A 16,586-nucleotide genomic window follows, 5' to 3' on the forward strand; every position below is an offset into this window, starting at 1 on the left:
TCCATTCTGATCAAGGATGGCATTATCAGCATAAGAAATGGGTATCTCTTTTAAAGAAGAATAAGGTTTACCAAAGCATGTCCCGTAAGGGAAATTGTTTAGATAACTCTCCTATGGAAAATTTTTTCGGCTTATTAAAACAAGAGATGTATTATGGGTGTGTTTTTCAAACCTATCAGGAATTAAAACAAGCAATAGATACGTATATTGACTACTACAATCATCGGCGTATCAAATTAAAATTGGCTGGCTTGAGTCCGGTAGAATACCGTCTTCAGGCCAGCCAAGAAGTCTAATTAAATTTGGTCCAACTTTTGGGGTTCAGTACAGCCCCCTGTCGGATTTTTTGAAGGATTTCTTTGGCTCGTGTTGGGTCGTTTCCATTTGTCGAAATCGCGATGAGGTGGTCGTCTTGTTGCAGCGTTGCCATATTGAAAAAGTCAGACCTTGATTTGTCGGTGCAGTCGTTGATTAGTTGGTGCGGGGCTGCGTCTCGGATGATTTGTGTGTTCACCGCTGGATCATTTGTGCAGCAGAAAATGAGGAAGGCTTTGTTTAGATGCGCGGCTTGGTAGTTTTCTTGAATTCGGTGAATGGGCATTTGTTGTAGTTCTTCCGTGAAAATTGGTGCGATGACTGTAATGTTGGCGCCAGTTGTGAGTAAACCTCGTGCTTTTCTTGTTGCGATTTTGCCGCCGCCGATGATGGTGACATTTTTGCCAGTCAGTTGTAGAAGGACGGGGTAGCTCATATTGTGGCCTCCTCGATTTTGCGCAGGACTGCGGCTGCGAGGTTTTCATCTAATTCAAGACAGTTCGTTTCGCGCCAAGTTGGGCTGATTTCGGTGATGCCTGCGCGAATTTTGTCGACAAGTTGGCCTGTGAAAAGGAAATAGGGCATCCAGTAGACATTTTCATTTGTCGCGACTAATTCGGTGGCGACTTGCTTGTAGTTCGGCTCGCCGTGGAGCATGCCTAAGGTTACTTTGCGGCCAAGTTGAGCGTTTAGTTCTGCGACGACGCCTTGCATTTGGTCTCTCGGCTTGTCGTAGGATGCGCTTCCGTGGGCGATGACGAGGATTGTCGCGTCTGGCTCGGGTTTGGCGTCGCGGATTCGTGCGGTTGCCGTGGCGATTGTTTCCGGTTCGGCGCCGAATGTGTCCGCGATTCGAAACGCCACATTTGGGTGCGCGGCTTGCAAGTTGGCAACGTGTTCTGGGATGTCTTTTGTGGCGTGCATCGCTGGGAATAGGAGCATCGGCACGACTGTAATCTCGGTGGCACCTTCTTCCATCATCGCTTCACCCACGAGTAGCATCGTTTCGTCTTCTTTTTCTAGAAAAGCGATTTTTTGGCAGGTTTCAGGTCTTTTTCGGGTGATTTTCGTTACGAAAGCGCGGAATTCGCGGTTTTTCTCTGGCAAACGGCTTCCGTGGGCAACGTACATGATGGCTTTCATTCGTTTTCCTCCTTGAAATGTGAAAAAAGAGCTTGAAACCAGTCGTGCGTCTCAAACTCAAATCTTCATTTATTCTTCGTCTTTGCGTTCTTCTTTTAAAATCGTGTACATTTCTGTCGCGACTTCTTTGCGGGCGTTTTCTTCTAAACGGTCGATGCGCGCCGTCACGGTTTTTTGTCCAAATTTGATGACAAGTTCGTCTTCTACTTTGACATTCGTGCCGGGTTTTGCGACAACGCCATTCACGGAAATACGGCCTTTTTCAGCGACTTCTTTCGCGACAGTGCGCCGTTTGATTAGTCGGGATACTTTTAAAAATTTATCTAAACGCATTGTTACTGCCATGTTCATCCATCCTTTGTTTGTAAAATTTATCTTTATCTTCGCATGATTAACGCGAAATTGCAACTATCTCAGCGTGGCAACGAATGCTTAGTTTCTAGGCAAAAGCGAGTACCAGCGCGGAGCGTACTGGGGTACGTGAGCACTGGAACGGAGCTTTTAACGACGAAAATGAGCATTTGTCGCCACGCTGAGGCTCGGCGGTATGTCCTAAAAACTATTTTTCTGATTTAACTACCTCTTATGGATTTTGTTGGCGAGCCATAATAGCTTGGAGCCAAATGGCATGTAGACGAGGTCGCGGGTCGTGAGTAGCCGGAATTTGATGATGCAGTAGAAAAAGATTGTGCCTCCGATTAGTGCGCCGAATAGGGCTTGGATCGCGCTGCCGGTGCGGCTTGTGAGTGGCCAGAACGCTTCCCATGTGACTGGGACGATGATCATTGCAGCGAACGCGAGTAGGGCCCAGCCAATCATGTGTGTTCGGATGAAAGGGACTGGGAGTTGGCGTTTTAGCAGGATGTAGCACATGATGAGCGTTGCTGTGAGGCCAATGACGGTGGACCAGGAGGCGCCGTATGTGGCGAATCGCGGTACTAGGATGGCGTTTGTTGCGACCTTGACGGCGAGTCCGACGCACACGGCGACGGCTGGGCCTGCCATATTGCCGAATCCTTGTAGAATGCTGCTCATCGTCACGATTAGCGAGCTTAGAAACAGCGATAGGATGAAAATTTGCAATACGCCGGTTCCTGCTGCGGTTTCGAAAAGCATCTGGTTTGTTGGACGCATAATCGCGATGAGTCCAAGTGTTGCTGCGCCTGAAAGTAGGATGGTGAGCTTGATGATAAGCAGGACAGAGCGCCGTAATTCTTTTGTTTCACCGCGTGCTTTTGCGGATGTAATCATGGGTACGATGGCGAGCGCGAGGCCCATGCAGAGCACCAAGCCTAGTTGTAGCAATGGCTGACCGCGATCATAGACTCCTTTTAGACTTTTTGCAGTGGTGGCGTCGATGCCTGATTCGCGCATGAGGCGGTACACTTGGAATGAGTCTAAAAGTTGGAACAGGATGAGCATGGCGCTTGTGGTGCAGACGGCGATGCTTTGTGCTAGGAAGCGTTTGACGAACTTCGCGCTAGCCCATTTTCTGGTGAATTTGATGGTTTCGGGTTTCTTGCGCCAGTAGAAATAGAGGAGTGTGCCGAGTGCGCCGAATCCGCCGACGACTGCGCCACTCATGGCTACAGCGCCAGTCATGTAGAGGTTCCAGCCGAGCGCGACGGCGCCTGTTGCTCCAGCGATAATGATGACGACGCGTACGAGTTGTTCGATGGTTTGCGAGATGGCGGTCGGGATCATCTGCTCATGCCCTTGGAAAAAGCCGCGCAAACTGGCTAGAAACGGCATTAATAGGAATGCAAAACTGATGACGCGAATCAGCACGGTTAAGTGGACGTCACCCATGACGCGGGCGATGAACTCGGCTCCAAAGAAAATAACGAAGAAAAAGACGAGTCCGACGCCGATCATGACTTGCAATGCCGATTGAAAAATTTCTTCGCGTTTTGTGACGTCTTTTTCCTCCGCGATTAGACGCGAAACAATGATTGGAAATCCTGCTAAAGCTAGCGTCATCGCGATTCCGTAGATTGGATATACTTGTTGAAATATGTAAAGACCAATATCCCCAACCATGTTCTGGAAAGGGATTCGGTATACTGCGCTTAAGATTTTAGAAAGGAGTGACGCAAGTGTTAACCAAACCGCGCCCTTCATTAAGTTCTTGATTGTTGTTTGAGCCATTTGTACGCCACCGCCTTTTCTAAAAATTTGGTATCAACTTACTCTGCCTTCGATTCCGCGACTTCTTTTTTCGCCTCGGAAAGTTTGTCCGTCAATGTTTTCAGTTCGAATAGCCATTCTTGAAGTGGCTTCGTGCCAACGTTCACCGTGATTCTAAGCTGCTGACCGTCCATACCAACGCCAATCGAACGACCATATTCGCCGATGACTTGCATCACCATGTCGCCGCGCATATTTTGCGTGCCTTCTTCTGAGAATTGAATCGTGATCTTCGTCGCATCCTGCTTCACCGACTCAATGCCAACTCGCATCGCGTACACTTTCAACTCCGTAATCGTGAATAAATATTCCACTTGCTCTGGATATTCGCCGAAACGGTCCATCATGTCCGAACGCAATTCCTCCAAGTCATCCATATCAAGAACCGTCCGGAAACGTTTATACATCTCGATTTTTTGACGTCCATCCTGAATATAATGCTCCGGAATATACGCATCCACCGTGATATCAATCTCCACCGGCACGATTTTTTCATGATCCTCTTTAGGCTGACGTGCCGCAATGGCTTCTTGCAACATTTGCGAATACAAATCAAAGCCGACCGAGTCAATAAAGCCATGCTGCTGCGATCCTAAAATATTACCCGCACCCCGAATCGACAAGTCGCGCATCGCAATTTTGAACCCAGAACCGAGCTCTGTAAATTCCTTAATCGCCTGCAATCTTTTCTCGGCTTCCTCCCGCAAAATTTTATCCTTCTGGTACATAAAATACGCATACGCAATCCGGTTCCAACGACCAACACGACCGCGCAATTGATACAGCTGGGAAAGTCCCATGTGATCCGCGTTTTGAACGAATAGCGTATTCACATTCGGAATATCGACACCCGTTTCAATAATCGTCGTCGTCACCAGAACATCATATTCCCCTTCTAAGAAACTCAAAATAACAGACTCAAGCTCCGTTTCCGTCATCTGACCGTGCGCCACAGCAACACGCGCATCCGGAACGAGCATCTTAATCTCATCCGCCTTTTGCAAAATCGAATCCACCCGGTTATGCAGGAAGAAAACTTGACCGTCGCGCGCAAGCTCCCGCTCAATCGCTTCCCGAATCAACACGTTATTCTGCTCCACCACATAGGTTTGCACTGGAAAACGGTTGGCTGGAGGCGTCTCAATAACCGACAAATCACGCACACCGAGCATCGACATATGCAGCGTCCGCGGAATCGGCGTCGCAGTCAGCGTCAACACATCAATTTTCGACCGGATATGCTTAATCTTCTCCTTATGCGTCACGCCAAAACGCTGCTCCTCATCGATAACAAGGAAGCCCAAATCATGGTATTCCACATCCTTCGAAAGCAGGCGATGCGTTCCAACTACAATATCCACGTGACCCGATTTCAAACCTTTTAGCGTCTCATTCTGCTGTTTACGCGTCCGGAATCGACTCAGCAATCCAACCTCAATCGGGAATCCTTGGAACCGCTCCTTCATTGTTTCATAATGTTGCTGCGCCAGAATCGTCGTCGGCACAAGGAACGCCACCTGTTTCCCGTCCATCATCGCCTTAAACGCCGCACGTAGCGCGACCTCCGTTTTCCCATAACCAACGTCCCCGACAAGCAAGCGATCCATTGGCCGTTCGCGTTCCATATCCTTCTTAATTTCCATAATCGAACGCAACTGATCCTCCGTCGCCTGGTACGGAAACGCATCCTCAAACTCACGCATCATTTCGCCGTCAGGACTATAGCCATAACCACGCTCCGCCTCACGTTCCGCGTACAATTTAATCAAATCATCCGCAATATCCTGCACAGAAGCCTGAACCCGCGTCTTCACACGTTTCCACTCCGCGCCACCAAGCTTGTTCAACTTCGGCGCTTTGCCTTCCGAGCCAACGTATTTTTGCACGAGCTCCAGCTGCTCCACCGGGATAAATAACTTATCATCGCCTTGGTACATCAACAATAAGTAATCCTTATGAACACCGTTAATATCCAGCGTTTCCATCCCAACATAGCGCGCAATCCCGTGATTCACGTGCACCACATAATCGCCAACCTTCAGCTCCGAATAACTCTGAATCCGCTCCGCATTCGACAATTTCTGCCGCTTCTTAGGCTTCTGCTGCTTCTTACTGTTAAAAAGTTCCGTCTCACTTATAAAAACAACCTTGGCAAGCGGCAACTCAAAGCCATTCTGAAAACTCCCCAGCACAAATTGCGTCTGGCCAAATTTCGGAACCTCCGACTCATCCTTCAAAATCACGCTTTCCATCTCATAATCCGCGAGCGTCTGCTTCATTTTCTCCGCACGCTCAATAGACGGCGCCAAAATCACGACCGCGTAATTATTTTTAGACCAGCTATCCATCTCCGTCTTCAAAACACTCATTTGACCGTGGAATTGCTGCATTTGCTTATACACAATATTCGTCATCTTCGCAATCCGCACACTGCTCGGCGTCTTTTGGAACAACGACAAATAAATCCGAGACAAGCGATCCGTTTCCAAAAGCGCTCGGAAATTATGGCTCATTTTCGTATCACGAACCGTCTCCAACCGTTCCAGCGTCTCCGTTTGCCACTCCGCTTCCTCTTTTTCTAAACGCTCATCCGTCTCCTGAATCCGCGCAAATTCATCAAACAGCAAAATCGAGTTTTGCGGCACATAATCCAGTAACGAAGCCGGATCCGGATAACACATCCCGATATACTTGAAAAACATGTCCGGTTTTTGGCCGTCACGAAGCAACTCCAAATCCTCTTCCAAGTTTTCGACCAATTGTTGCTTATCCTTCTCGCCCGCCATCTGTTTCAGCGTCTGCGCTAACTTTTTCTCAATCCGAGTCACCAAATCCGGGAAAAACGCCGGCTCCAGCAAAATCTCCGTCGCAGGCACCAAGCGGAACTCCTCCACCGTCTCAATCGACCGCTGCGAATCCACATCAAAGAAGCGCAACGACTCCACTTCCGTATCGAATAACTCCATCCGAATCGGGTGCTCCTCCGTGATCGGATAAATATCAATAATCCCGCCACGAATACTAAACTCACCCGGCGTATTGACCATATCACTTCTCGAATACCCCATCGTCACGAGCTGATTCTGCAACACCTCAGGCTCAATTTCCGCACCTTGAATCAGCGAAATATTATACTTCTCCCAAATCGAAACCGGCGGCAAAATTTTGCGCATACCAGAAACAGGTACAATCACGATTCCCGGTTTTCTAGACAACAGAAATTGTAGTACCTCCACACGTTGCCCCCGAAGTTCTGGGCTTGAGATACTAAGTTCCGACGAAATCAACTCATCGGCAGGATATAAGTAAAGACGATCGCTGTCCACCAAAGCCGACAAATCATCATATAATTTCTGAGCATGGTATAAATTATGCGTCACAAAAATAACCGGTCGCTGCGTCCCACCCTCAATAACACTAGCAAATAACGCCCGACTCGAACCCGAAAGCCCCGTTACTAATTGCGATTTCCCCTTTTCATCCAATTCTTTGATAACGCCACGAATATCTTTTTGTTCATAGACAAGCTGTTGCAATCCCTTCACTAAAAGGCCTCCTTTATTTCCTTGATATGTTGCATATTTCTAATAAATCGGCGACAAGCGTTCGCATTTAATCTGTTTGGCAGACTTCCGGTTCTCATGTACAGTCGTACATTCCGCTTCCGGCTTCCACCAAACAGATTAAATACAAACGCTTTCGCTCGATTTGTTTAAAGCATAATGTTAGCCTTACCTAAAAGAACATTATCGCTTTATTTCGCGTTCTATTCCACAGTTTAGTTAAATTGATTCATAACCTCTGCAAAACCCTTATTTGACCAGGCTTCCACAGCATCCGCACTCTTCTTGATTGCGCCGATAATATCCGCTTGCTCCGACTTTGGAAAATCCCCAAGCACGTAATTAATAATATCACCATTCGCAGGTCGATCCACACCAACACGAATCCGATTAAACTCCTGCGTTTTCAGATGTTGAATCAATGATTTCATCCCATTATGACCACCCGCGCTACCCTTTTGTCTAAGTCTAATTTTCCCAGTAGGCAAGTCCAAATCATCATAAACAATCATCACATCATCGACTGAAATATCATAATAATCCATTAATGGACGCACACATTCCCCAGAAAGATTCATAAAAGTTAACGGTTTCACGAGTAACATTTTCTCGCCATTCACAACGATACTGCTCGTCATCCCATTAAACTTCGACTTCTTCCAAGGCGTTTGATATCTAAAACTAAGCTCATCGACGACCATAAAACCGACATTATGCCTAGTACGTTCATATTTTTTACCCGGATTCCCGAGCCCAACAATCATCTTCATAACGACTCTCCTCAATGAATTAAACCACTTCACTAATGAAATGGTTGTTTACGGCTATACGCTTCGTTTGATTATACCACGATTTGGCGCTGTAAGAAAGGGATGTCTTTTAGCAAAATAGGAGTGCATAGAAATAAACACTACTAAACAAAACTACACATGTAAATTCTGTGAGCCAATTTTATAAGTCACTTTTTATTTCCAGAGGAATAATAACCCATTTCATTTAAAAATAGCGTAGGCATAGAGAGGTAGGCATTTTGATGATTTGAGAATCATCGCGCTGCACAGATTTTGAATTATGAAATCATTCAGAATACAAAAAGATGTCTCCTTAAGATTACGGAAACATCTTTTCGCTATTCAGCAAATTTAGATTAATCGATTAATATTTAGAATATCATTATTCATACATAACAAATACCTATCTATAGGTTATAATAATAATTTTTATAAATTTCTCTTACTTTTTTTGTTCTAGCCGGATCCTTGTAAACTAAATGAATGGTCTGCAATTTATTCTGTTTTCCTTTATATCCCCACCATGTCGCAACTTTATAGTATTCTACAAAAGAAGATGTTTTATTGTAAATAATACCTGCTGATACCTTTCCAGCTGAGTCCGTCATACTTTTAGCAGAACGCTGTGTGACTATATTTTTGGTAGCACCACCACCAACCCAAAACGCGTAGAAATAACTAGCTATCTCGGCCCATTGTGAAAATTGTTTAGTATCTCCCAACTTATATTGAGTCAATTTGTATGTCCATCCATCAGAATAACCGTCTGAGACATTTGCTCGTAGTAAAGGTTTAGCCTGGGTATTTTTAGTCTCCAATTCAAATGCTTCTGCACTCGTTAACAACTCTACTGAACCATCACCCATTATAGAATAGTTCTCAACTTCAACAGGAATTTCTTCTGTACTGGTTGTCTCCGCTTCTTCTGCCCAAGCATTCACTGGAACCATGCTCAAAAGAAGAATCAGCGCTACGAAAGCGCTTAATATTCTTTTCATCCTAACTCCCCCTATTTGTATTTGTAATACCTATAGTATATACTATAGGTATTACAAATACAAATAGCTAGGAGGTTATAAAATGAAAACGAATACAAAAGTTCGGATTTTCGACATTTTTGTTATGCTTATCCTAGGAATCACTTTGATATATTTAGTCATGAATAATCTAATGAGTTGGTGGATGATTATTTTAGTTTTATTTGCTAGTATCGGTGTCAGGATGCTCGGATACTCACTGCTTGGTGTGTACGAGCAACAGATAAGAGATAAGATAAAACAAGAAGAAAATAATAAACACATAAAAAATTAAAAATTTTCACTTGAAGTGTACAGAAATATAGGATTTGTATGAAATTTTTCAAATCGAACTACCTCTGTATCCTTGCTCTAACTTACTTTATCATAATATTCACATATGTCAGCTTTACAAGCCAATTTTTCTACTGGTCAGTGGCGCTGGTATCATGGCCTTTTTACTCATGTTGCTAATAGATTATCTTAAAAATAAAAAACTATACAAAAAACAGCATTTAATCGCATCTTCACCGACCACTACATGAAAAACGTGTATGGACACAGATTACTCTGTACCTATACACGTTTTTTTGTTTATAATAAAATCGGATTCATCTAGCGACGCTTTTGCTATTATAGCAAAAATCCATTTTTCATATCTCGTTTGCCTTACTCAAAACAAGAAAAACCGTTTTTGCGATGGCATCGTATAATCTTCCGCAATAATCACGTCATTTTTAAGTACTTTCGCGCCATTTTCTTTCAAATAATCTACATAACGCGGATCAATCTTCTTCACCAATCGCTGCTCAATTTCCTTATGCAAAAGTGGTCGGCGAACTGTATCATGCGCATCCGTCGCCAAAAAGTGCACCAACTGATTTTCCAGCAAAATCTCGCTCGATTTCTTCGACTTTTTCCCGAACTTCCCGTCCAAACTCGACCACGTAAGTTGCGCCAAAGCACCATGCGACACGAATTCATACAACCGCTCTGGATTTTCCATAATCTCAAAATTCCGCTCTGGATGCGCAATCACCGGCACATATCCGGCCATCTGCAAATCGTAAAATAATTGCTCCGTGAAAACCGGAATGCTCTGCGTCGGGAACTCAATCAACACGTAACGGCTACCCGCAAGTGACGCCAAATCGCCATTTTTCAAACCTTCAATAATTTCGCCGTGCAAGCGCACTTCCTGACCCACATGCACTTGCAGCTCCATTCCGTTATCCTTAATCGCCTCGTTCAGCTCCGCCACATGTTCTGCCACAGAAGGCCGTAGATTAAAATAATCACCTTTCAAATGATGCGGTGTTGCAATGATATCCGTGAAACCCTCTGCTATTGCTTGTTGTGCCATGGCAAGACTGCCCGTTTCCGTTTTTGGCCCATCATCCAACTGATTCAAGATGTGGCAATGTATATCAATCATACTTCTCATTCCTTCTATTGGCTTATTTTTGCAGGCTTCCGCTATCGATTTCCTCGTATTTGCCGAAGAATTCTTGCAATACCGCCTTGATTTTATCGACTCCGCCTATTTCATCACTCTCTAAGTTTACTGGCATAACCGGCTCGTGTAAACTCATACGTAACAAGAACCAACCATTTCCGAACGCGCCACTCGTGTTGACCCTTACGCCCTCTTGGTTTACAGGCTCCAATTCCAAGCCATCCGTTTTCGCCACAAATCCTTTAAAATCTTCCAAAGCAGCCAAACCGTACGCCTTAAAATTACTTGCCAAAATCGATAAACGAATCTCGTCATTGTCTGCCGGAACTTTCAAATCCCGCGTCAAATCCGCCAAATCCTTACCTTCTTTGCGCAATTTCGCATAACGCATCAAGATTTTTGCAATCAAGTACGCGCCGTCATCCAAGAAATAATTCTCCTTCAAAGCCGCATGACCACTAACCTCAATCGCAATCTCACTCTGCGTCCCAGCCTCATTCAACCGAATCGCCTCATTGATCACGTTACGATACCCACGCTTAAATCGGTGCTGCTTCCCGCCAAGCCCTTCGATGAAATGCTCCAAATGCGTCGAAGTTGTCGAGTCCGTCACAATAGTCGTTCCCGGATGCTCCTCCAAAATAATCGCCGAAATCACAGCAATCAGCGGATTCCGATTCAAACTCTCACCCTCACGGTTCACAATCGCCGCCCGGTCCACATCCGTATCAAAAATAACGCCCAAATCAGCCTTATTCACCAGCACCGCTTCCTTCAAGCTCGCCATCGCCTCATTGTTATCCGGATTCGGAATATGATTCGGGAAATTCCCATCAGGATCAAGGAACTGGCTCCCCGTAATATCCGCGCCTAGTTTTGCCAATACTTCCGTCGCAAAAAAGCCACCAGCACCATTTCCCGCATCTACCACGATATGGCTTCCAGCAAGCGGTTTCGCGTAACCCTCCTGGTCATCAATCCCAGCGCGAATTTTGTCGACCAAGTCCGCCGCGTAGTTTTGCAATAACGGTTTGTGCGTCACCGTTCCCGCAACTCCCGCCACGACAACCGCGTCCGCATGCTCCACAATATAATCAATATCCTCATGCTCCGCGCCACCGTCACGCGTGAACAATTTCAAGCCATTGTAGAAATAAGGAAGATGGCTCGCCGTAATCATAATCGCCGCATCACATTGGTAATCCTCGTATTGCGTCGCCATAAACATCGCCGGCGTCGTCGCCAAACCAACATCCACGACATCAATCCCAGACCGCGTCAAGCTCGCCACAAGCACATCCTTCACGCGCTCCGCAGACAAACGACTATCATGCCCAATCGCTACAGTCGGCTTGTCGCCCGTCTTTTTCACGTCACGCAACCAAGCCGCGAAACCAGTCGCAATCGCACTTACATGTTCATCCGTCAACGTCACATCGTGTTTTTCCGTTTCAATCGCAATTCCTCTAATATCCGAGCCATTCTGCAAGTCCTTCAAAGCCATAATCCCATTCCTCCAATTTCTATGTATATTCTCTCGTCCATTGTACCAAAAATCCGCCCCGATAGCGACGCATGTTCCTTCCCAATTTTGTTTTATAACGCCAATTGCCTCGCCAATCGCGCCTTCAAATCCCCAACCACGCTCGTCGGCTCCAAAACCTGCATCATCGGCCCAAACGACAACAACTGAATCACAAGCTCCGTCAAATCCCCACGCGGACAATGAATTTTCAGCTCAAACACATGCTCACGATCCGTCCGAAACGCCTTCTTCTTATAATCCGCAAAATGAATCATCGCCCGATCCACCGCGTTCCGATGGTTCACCACATGACACGTCACAATCACCAGCTCCGCCCGATGCTCCGGCAGCTCCACATCCATAAACGCACCAATCCGCGCCTCCATCACCTTCCCCAAATTCATCGTAAACGGCTTCAAATCCGTTTTTCGAAAACAAAGCAACCGAAACCGATCATTCTTCTGCGAAAACTCCAACCGATACGGCAAAAATGTCCCCTGCAAAACGTCCCGTTCCCGCGCCCGATACACTAATTCCAACTCCCGTTTCTCCTCACAAGCCTGCAAAATCACATTAAAACGCGTCCGATATCCCAGCTCCAAATAAGCATCCCCATCCCGAAACTGGTCAAAACACCAAATCGAATCCGCATCAAACAACACCTCATAATCCGCAAGCTCCCGCTCCAATTCCCCAATCTCATCATCCGTCAAAAACAATCCCATCCGCGGGTCCCGCAAAACCGTTTTCAACCACCGTTTTTCAAGCACACCCTGCACCGGCATCCAATCCCGTTTCAAAAGCGACACATACGCACCATCTCGCTCCGCCAACAAATGCCACTGCTCCGTCAATTGCGGCAATAAATGCAGGCCACTCTCATCAAAACCAAGCTCCTGCACAATCCCCGCCATCTCCTGTTTCGTCAGCCCACGCCGCTGCGTCAAAATCTCCAGAACAATCCGGTAATACGTCCCATACAGCTCATTAAATATCTCCAACCGTCGTCCCCTCCTCAAAATAAAGTCGATACATATCCGCGAGCTCCGCAAAAAATTGCCGTTCCCAAGCCTCATCCCCCGAATCAAGCGCCACAATCCGTCCCACAAACGTCCGCAAAAACGGCTTCATCCCATTCAAATCATACGTCTCAATCCGAAAAACAAATCGCTTCGACGTCAACCGCTCAAGTGTCCCGTGCCGCCCTTCCATCCGAATCCGATCCAACATATACGCCTCACGAATCTCATCAATCGCAAGCGTCACACGAAGCGTATGCACCACCCGCCGATCAAATCCAGCGCTCCACATAAATTTTCGCACCTCATCAAAATGTTCCTTTTCCAGCTCAAAATCCGTCGCAATCTCCGCCAATTCCACCCGCTCAATCTGATCCAACCTGTGAAACGCAAAAAACTGTCCCTGTTTCGATTTTCCAACCACGTACCGCCGTCCAGACTGCGCACTCACAAGCACCTTGACCGGCATAAATCGCATCGCCCGCTCCCGCCCAAACCGCGTCAACGCCACCCAACGCTCCTCCCGAATCGCCGTCAACAAATCCAAACAAACCTGCTCCTCTAGCGTATGCATCACAAAATAATGCTTGTACCGAAACACCGCATCCAATCCGCGCTCCTGCTGCAACAAATAATGCCCCAACACACCAAGCGGCGCCATCTCCTTGAAAAACTGTACCGCCCGCAACGCTCGATCCGGCAGCGCCACACTCGCCACCCGCGAAAAATAAATCTCACGTCCACGCGTTTCCCGTCGCAACACAGCCAGCGTCACATACTCCGCCAATTTTTTCCGTAACGTCAGCGCCTCCACCATGAACCCATCCTGAAAATGCACCAAATAATCCGCATCAATCCGCGCCAGCACCTGATTCACCGAGTACGCCTCGCCCACCTGAAAAATATCCATCAACACAAAATGCAGAAAAACATCATTCTTCGTAAAACTCTTTGCCTGCCAAACCGCAAACATCGGATTCTCCGTCACCTCACTCGGATCAATAAACAACCGCAACGCCTTCCCGCTCCCCTGCTGCTCCACCTCCACATACTCTCGCAAATAACTCTCAATCCGCCGCCGCTCATTATCATAACTCCGACCACTTTTCGCCGTAAAATCCTCCCGTTGCTTAAACCCATACACATAAAATTCCCGCACATAATTCCGAATCACCGCGAAATTTTTAATCAACTCATTAAACGATTTTGCCATAATGTCCCCCGTTCGCACCTTTTTTTATAAGATAAACCCGCGCAACTTCTCTATACTAAAACCATAAACCAAAAAAGGAGAATTAACAATGTTTACTTACTACGAAAAAAATGAAACCGCGAAACCAATCAAAATCTGGCTTTCCGACCAATCAGCAATCGAAGACGGGTGCTTCGAGCAAGCAAAACAAATCGCAAACCTCCCATTCGTCTATAAATGGCTGTCCCTCATGCCTGACACCCATCTCGGCGCAGGCATGCCAATTGGCGGCGTTCTCGCCACGAAAAACACGATCGTCCCGTACGCAGTCGGCATGGACATCGGATGCGGCATGTGTTATATCCAAACCGACATCCACGAAAGCGAACTAACCAAGAACTTCATCCAAAGCGTCGTAAACGAAACCCTGTTCACCGTTCCCGTCGGCAAAGCCCGTCACCGCGAACCACAAAAATCCGCCGTCATCGATATGGCATTCGCACAAAAAGACCATTACGAACTCCTGCCAAACGCAGCGGAACTACTCGAAAACGCCTACTATCAAGTCGGTACACTCGGCGGCGGCAACCATTTCATCGAGTTCCAAAAAGACGAAAACGGCTATCTCGGCATCATGCTCCACTCTGGAAGCCGCCATCTCGGCGCTCAAATTTGTCAACACTTTCAAAAACTTGCCGTCAAGCGCAACCAGCAATGGCTCAGCGACACACCCGAACGCAACCCGCTCGCCTTCCTACCAACCGATTCACAAGAAGGAAAGGCCTACATCGAATGGATGAATCTCGCGCTCGACTACGCATTCGAAAACCGCGAAGCCATGCTTAGCGCCACGATGACAATTTTTGCGAAACACAGCAAGAAAAAGCTCAGCAAAACACCCGAATTCACCGACAAAATCAACTGCCACCACAACTACGCATCACTCGAAAACCACTACGGCAAAAACGTCTGGGTTCACCGTAAAGGCGCCACACGAGCAAGAACCGGCGAACTCGGCATCATTCCAGGCGCGATGGGCGCAACAAGCTATCTCGTTCGCGGCCTCGGTAATCCCGAAAGCTTCCACTCCTCCTCGCACGGCGCCGGACGAAACTTTTCCAGAACCCGCGCCAAAAGCAATTTTCCGATGGAGGAAGTACTACAAGACCTAAACGAACATAACATCGCAATCGGCAAGAAAAACCTCCAAGACGTAGCCGAAGAAAGCCGTTTCGCCTACAAAAATATCGATGAAGTCATGCATAACCAAACCGATCTTGTCGAAACCATTAAAACACTCACAACTTTAGGCGTCGTTAAAGGCTAGCAACAAAATACGAAGCGTAGAAGCTAAACCACCATCATGGTTTCCACTTCTAGGCTTCGTATTTTTTAATTCTGTCTCAATATTTTCTCCATCGCTTTGCCTTTCGCCAATTCATCAATCAACTTATCCAAATACCGAATCTGCTGCATCAACGGATCTTCAATTTCCTCCACCCGATACCCACAAATAACGCCCTTAATCAGCGATACATTCGGATTCATCGCCGGCGCCTCACCAAAAAATGTCCTAAAATCCACTTTCTGATCCAATACGCGCTGCAAACCTGCCTCGTCATATCCCGTCAACCAAAAAATAATCGTATCGACCTCCGCCTTCGTTCGCCCTTTCTTCTCTGCTTTTTGTATGTAAAGCGGGTACACACTAGCAACTGACATCGCAAAAACCCGTTCATTATTCTTCACAAACTTCTCCTCCTATTCCCCATACCTTCCATTCTACCTATAACGCTTACATTTGCACAGCAAAAAGCACTTCGCCCTACATCGCAAGGGAAGCACTTTCAGATCTCGCTATGCATAAAATAACGCTCATTTCTTCTTTTTCGGTTTCTTCTTGAACATCGATTGAAAAGCGTTTTTTAGTACGTCGAAGAAGCTCAGAGAAGTCACCATATTGGCCGGATCTACATATACGCGAATCGCTCGGAGGACGTCTTTCGGTTTTTTAGAAGCAAACGTAAATGTCCCGTTGCGCTTTGTCTTAATCGCATAACGCGGAATCCACTTTCCCTTAAGCATCACGGAAACGATAACTTGATCGACTTCTTCCCAAGGAATCTGGATAAACTTACGAACATCACGCGAGTTGAAAAATTCAAAACCGTTGTCTCCGATCATGATTTCTCCGTAATCTGTAAGCCCTGTAAAAGCAGTGGCATCTATTTTCATGTCTACCTTTGTATTAATCGATTGAACCAACTATTTTCGCTCCATTTCTTTTCACGTGTTTTCTTCATTATACGTTTTTTCACGCCATATACAAACAAAAAGAGGCTAGCGATGATTGCCCAGCCTCTTTTTTTATCGGCTTAT

16 protein-coding genes are annotated in these 16,586 nt (G+C 46.4%); 3 read left to right on the plus strand and 13 right to left on the minus strand.

From position 1 onward, the window contains the following. On the plus strand, positions 1 to 296 hold a 296-nt coding region (locus DUK53_RS05675), incomplete at its 5' end, for an IS3 family transposase (RefSeq protein ID WP_143813220.1). On the opposite strand, the gene DUK53_RS05680 is transcribed toward DUK53_RS05675, so the two are convergent. The 7 genes from DUK53_RS05680 to DUK53_RS05710 all read right to left on the minus strand — a co-directional run bounded on the left by DUK53_RS05680 (position 293) and on the right by DUK53_RS05710 (position 8,997). Next, positions 293 to 751 carry a precorrin-2 dehydrogenase/sirohydrochlorin ferrochelatase family protein gene (locus DUK53_RS05680; RefSeq protein WP_036132668.1) on the minus strand — a complete coding sequence of 153 codons (459 nt, stop codon included), beginning with the start codon at positions 749 to 751 and terminating at the stop codon, positions 293 to 295. The two genes, DUK53_RS05675 and DUK53_RS05680, sit on opposite strands and share 4 nt — an antisense overlap. Further along, positions 748 to 1,458: a sirohydrochlorin chelatase gene (locus tag DUK53_RS05685; protein WP_036132662.1), complete on the minus strand. Its 711-nt coding sequence runs from the start codon at positions 1,456 to 1,458 to the stop codon at positions 748 to 750. The genes DUK53_RS05680 and DUK53_RS05685 overlap by 4 nt, the downstream gene beginning before the upstream one ends. 69 nt (positions 1,459 to 1,527) lie before the next feature. After that, entirely contained in the window at positions 1,528 to 1,791 is a 264-nt protein-coding gene (locus DUK53_RS05690) for an RNA-binding S4 domain-containing protein (RefSeq protein ID WP_277619741.1), read from the minus strand. Between the two features lie 243 nt (positions 1,792 to 2,034). After that, positions 2,035 to 3,606, minus strand: coding sequence for a putative polysaccharide biosynthesis protein (locus DUK53_RS05695; protein WP_036132661.1), 1,572 nt, complete (start codon positions 3,604 to 3,606; stop codon positions 2,035 to 2,037). Positions 3,607 to 3,644: 38 nt separating this feature from the next. Beyond that, the gene (mfd, locus tag DUK53_RS05700) at positions 3,645 to 7,190 is read right to left on the minus strand and encodes a transcription-repair coupling factor (RefSeq protein WP_036132659.1); all 3,546 of its coding nucleotides are present in this window, start codon (positions 7,188 to 7,190) and stop codon (positions 3,645 to 3,647) included. Positions 7,191 to 7,423: 233 nt separating this feature from the next. Continuing rightward, on the minus strand, positions 7,424 to 7,978 hold the full coding sequence (gene pth / locus DUK53_RS05705) for an aminoacyl-tRNA hydrolase (RefSeq protein ID WP_036132656.1): 555 nt from the start codon (positions 7,976 to 7,978) through the stop codon (positions 7,424 to 7,426). 428 nt (positions 7,979 to 8,406) lie between these two features. Then, on the minus strand, positions 8,407 to 8,997 hold the full coding sequence (locus DUK53_RS05710; RefSeq protein WP_036132655.1) for a hypothetical protein: 591 nt from the start codon (positions 8,995 to 8,997) through the stop codon (positions 8,407 to 8,409). 82 nt (positions 8,998 to 9,079) lie between these two features. Between DUK53_RS05710 and DUK53_RS05715 the strand changes: the two genes are divergently transcribed. Next, a complete protein-coding gene (locus DUK53_RS05715; RefSeq protein WP_036132654.1) occupies positions 9,080 to 9,310 on the plus strand; it encodes a hypothetical protein in 231 nt (76 codons plus the stop codon). Positions 9,311 to 9,688: 378 nt separating this feature from the next. Here DUK53_RS05715 and DUK53_RS05720 read toward each other — a convergent pair whose 3' ends face one another. The 4 genes from DUK53_RS05720 to DUK53_RS05735 all read right to left on the minus strand — a co-directional run bounded on the left by DUK53_RS05720 (position 9,689) and on the right by DUK53_RS05735 (position 14,228). Then, the gene (locus tag DUK53_RS05720; RefSeq protein WP_036092219.1) at positions 9,689 to 10,450 is read right to left on the minus strand and encodes a tyrosine-protein phosphatase; all 762 of its coding nucleotides are present in this window, start codon (positions 10,448 to 10,450) and stop codon (positions 9,689 to 9,691) included. 22 nt (positions 10,451 to 10,472) lie between these two features. Further along, positions 10,473 to 11,975 carry a phosphohexomutase domain-containing protein gene (locus DUK53_RS05725; RefSeq protein WP_036132652.1) on the minus strand — a complete coding sequence of 501 codons (1,503 nt, stop codon included), beginning with the start codon at positions 11,973 to 11,975 and terminating at the stop codon, positions 10,473 to 10,475. 92 nt (positions 11,976 to 12,067) lie between these two features. Continuing rightward, positions 12,068 to 12,997 carry a WYL domain-containing protein gene (locus DUK53_RS05730; RefSeq protein ID WP_036092216.1) on the minus strand — a complete coding sequence of 310 codons (930 nt, stop codon included), beginning with the start codon at positions 12,995 to 12,997 and terminating at the stop codon, positions 12,068 to 12,070. Next, complete coding sequence (locus DUK53_RS05735) at positions 12,984 to 14,228, minus strand: WYL domain-containing protein (protein ID WP_036092214.1); 1,245 nt, start codon at positions 14,226 to 14,228, stop codon at positions 12,984 to 12,986. Before DUK53_RS05735 ends, DUK53_RS05730 begins: the two co-directional genes overlap by 14 nt. An 88-nt stretch (positions 14,229 to 14,316) precedes the next feature. Here DUK53_RS05735 and DUK53_RS05740 point away from each other — a divergent pair, with 88 nt between their 5' ends. Next, complete coding sequence (locus tag DUK53_RS05740) at positions 14,317 to 15,534, plus strand: RtcB family protein (protein WP_036132651.1); 1,218 nt, start codon at positions 14,317 to 14,319, stop codon at positions 15,532 to 15,534. 65 nt (positions 15,535 to 15,599) lie between these two features. Here the strand turns inward: DUK53_RS05740 and DUK53_RS05745 are convergent, their stop codons facing one another. Together DUK53_RS05745 and DUK53_RS05750 are read right to left on the minus strand one after the other, a co-directional pair. Continuing rightward, positions 15,600 to 15,929 carry a DUF2200 domain-containing protein gene (locus DUK53_RS05745; RefSeq protein WP_036132717.1) on the minus strand — a complete coding sequence of 110 codons (330 nt, stop codon included), beginning with the start codon at positions 15,927 to 15,929 and terminating at the stop codon, positions 15,600 to 15,602. A gap of 153 nt (positions 15,930 to 16,082) precedes the next feature. Beyond that, entirely contained in the window at positions 16,083 to 16,472 is a 390-nt protein-coding gene (locus tag DUK53_RS05750) for a DUF956 family protein (RefSeq protein ID WP_036092212.1), read from the minus strand. Positions 16,473 to 16,586 lie beyond the last annotated feature (114 nt).

The sequence above is a fragment of the Listeria sp. SHR_NRA_18 genome, assembly GCF_003856515.1.
Taxonomy (GTDB): Bacteria; Bacillota; Bacilli; order Lactobacillales; family Listeriaceae; genus Listeria_A; species Listeria_A newyorkensis.

Coding starts and splice junctions, on each gene's coding strand:
- DUK53_RS05735 (WP_036092214.1), bottom strand. CDS start 14,228: ATGGCAAAATCGTTTAATGAGTTGATTAAAAATTTCGCGGTGATTCGG.
- DUK53_RS05725 (WP_036132652.1), bottom strand. CDS start 11,975: ATGGCTTTGAAGGACTTGCAGAATGGCTCGGATATTAGAGGAATTGCG.
- DUK53_RS05720 (WP_036092219.1), bottom strand. CDS start 10,450: ATGATTGATATACATTGCCACATCTTGAATCAGTTGGATGATGGGCCA.
- DUK53_RS05740 (WP_036132651.1), top strand. CDS start 14,317: ATGTTTACTTACTACGAAAAAAATGAAACCGCGAAACCAATCAAAATC.
- DUK53_RS05685 (WP_036132662.1), bottom strand. CDS start 1,458: ATGAAAGCCATCATGTACGTTGCCCACGGAAGCCGTTTGCCAGAGAAA.
- DUK53_RS05690 (WP_277619741.1), bottom strand. CDS start 1,791: ATGCGTTTAGATAAATTTTTAAAAGTATCCCGACTAATCAAACGGCGC.
- pth (WP_036132656.1), bottom strand. CDS start 7,978: ATGAAGATGATTGTTGGGCTCGGGAATCCGGGTAAAAAATATGAACGT.
- DUK53_RS05715 (WP_036132654.1), top strand. CDS start 9,080: ATGAAAACGAATACAAAAGTTCGGATTTTCGACATTTTTGTTATGCTT.
- DUK53_RS05695 (WP_036132661.1), bottom strand. CDS start 3,606: ATGGCTCAAACAACAATCAAGAACTTAATGAAGGGCGCGGTTTGGTTA.
- DUK53_RS05680 (WP_036132668.1), bottom strand. CDS start 751: ATGAGCTACCCCGTCCTTCTACAACTGACTGGCAAAAATGTCACCATC.
- DUK53_RS05710 (WP_036132655.1), bottom strand. CDS start 8,997: ATGAAAAGAATATTAAGCGCTTTCGTAGCGCTGATTCTTCTTTTGAGC.
- DUK53_RS05745 (WP_036132717.1), bottom strand. CDS start 15,929: ATGTCAGTTGCTAGTGTGTACCCGCTTTACATACAAAAAGCAGAGAAG.